General features: G+C 61.2%; 1 protein-coding gene and 1 pseudogene. Both read left to right on the forward strand.

Annotated features, from left to right (window positions below; all coding sequences use genetic code 11):
• On the forward strand, positions 1-1,173 hold a 1,173-nt coding region (locus M3I54_RS44285), incomplete at its 5' end, for an ISNCY family transposase (protein ID WP_254346715.1).
• A gap of 404 nt (positions 1,174-1,577) precedes the next feature.
• Positions 1,578-1,771: pseudogene (locus M3I54_RS44290) on the forward strand (IS256 family transposase); the annotation flags it as partial.

Raw genomic sequence — 1,771 nt, forward strand, 5'->3', positions numbered from 1 at the left:
ATGATCATCCGCGAGCGCTACGCCGATTTCGGGCCGACGCTGGCCCGCGAGAAGCTGGACGAATGCCACGGCATCCGGCTGTGCAAGGAAACGGTGCGCCAACTGATGACCCAGGCCGGCCTGTGGGTGCCGCGCAAACAGCGTCCACCGAAGGTCTACCAGCCGCGCGCACGGCGTGCATGTTTCGGCGAGCTGGTGCAGATCGACGGCAGCGACCACCGCTGGTTCGAGGACCGGGCGCCGGCCTGCACGCTGCTGGTGTACGTGGACGACGCGACGAGCCGGCTGATGCACCTGCATTTCACGCAGACTGAATCGACGTTCAGCTATTTCGAGGCCACGCGCGCGTATCTGGAGCGCCACGGCAAACCGGTAGCGTTCTACAGCGACAAGGCGAGCGTCTTTTACGTGAAGCGCCGCGCCGAGACCGCAGGCAAAGGTGTCACCCAGTTCGGCCGGGCGATGTATGAGCTCAATATCGACACGTTCTGCGCGAACTCAAGCCCCGCCAAGGGCCGCGTGGAGCGCGCCAACCTGACGCTGCAGGATCGCCTGGTGAAGGAACTGCGCCTGCGCGGCATCAGCACGCTGGACGAAGCGAACGCCTGGGCACCCGCCTTCATGGCGGCCTACAACGCCCGCTTCGCGAAGCCGCCCAGAAGCCGGTTCGATGCACACCGGTCGCTGCGTGCGGACGAGGATCTCGACGCAATCTTGACCTGGCGCGTACAGCGCAAGGTGTCGGATTCACTCACGCTGCTGAACGACCGCGTGATCTGGCTGCTGAAGGACACGCCGGCAACCCGCCGGCTGATCGGCCGCTACATCGAGGTATGGGAGTATCCGGACGGTCGCATCGAGCTGCGGGCCGGCGGTGCAGCACTGCCCTGTATCCCCTATGACAAGCTCTCGGAAATCGACCAGGGTGCCGTGATCGAGCACAAGCGGCTCGGCCATGCGCTGCGCGTCGCCCAGGCGCTGCAGGCGCAACGCGATAACCGTCGTGTATCAGGCTCGCCATCCCGCACCAATCGCGGCGCCGCGGTACGCAAACCGAAACCATTGCCTGGCACACGGAAGCAGCGCGAAGTGACGCTCGAGGACTTGAATGCGGCGGTAATGGGGACTCACCGCAATCCGGGAGGCTCGGTGCTAAAAACCCCCTCCAGATAGATATAAAGGACTGCAAAACAACCACACCCAGAACCAACCTCAACCCCGACATCTGTATTTAGCCGGGACCCCGACATCTGAAAATGGCTTTGACACTAACTCGCATACGATCGCTTTCAGCCTGCAAGCATTGATAGGTAGACGACCGACCATCGAGGAGCCGTTTCGTCGGACGGCAAGCACCGATATCAGCGGTTGACGCCGATTTTGAGTGACTTGAACTGACCCGTCGATTGCAACTGGATGTGATCTGCTCATATAAAAGGGATGGATTGTCGGCTTCTTAAGCAATCGTAGGGTGACGCGACAGGAATTGCGTGTCTTTGCAGACGTCACGCGATTCGGGATCCGGGTCTGTCATAGATTTTGTGTTCAAGGCATAACATGTAGCTCAAGGAGCATGTATGCCACGCAAACCCAAGACAACTACCGAAGCGCAGACAGCGTTACCGTCCATTCCGAAGGAGCTGATCGACCAGTTCGTGAAGGGACCCATGACCGCCGAAGCGGTGCACGCCGCTTCAGCCGCGTTCAAGAAGGCGCTGATCGAGCGGGCGCTGGGTGCCGAACTTGGACACCATCTGGGTTATCCGGCGGG

It is taken from the genome of Paraburkholderia sp. CNPSo 3274 (assembly GCF_024206475.1).
Taxonomy (GTDB): domain Bacteria; phylum Pseudomonadota; class Gammaproteobacteria; order Burkholderiales; family Burkholderiaceae; genus Paraburkholderia.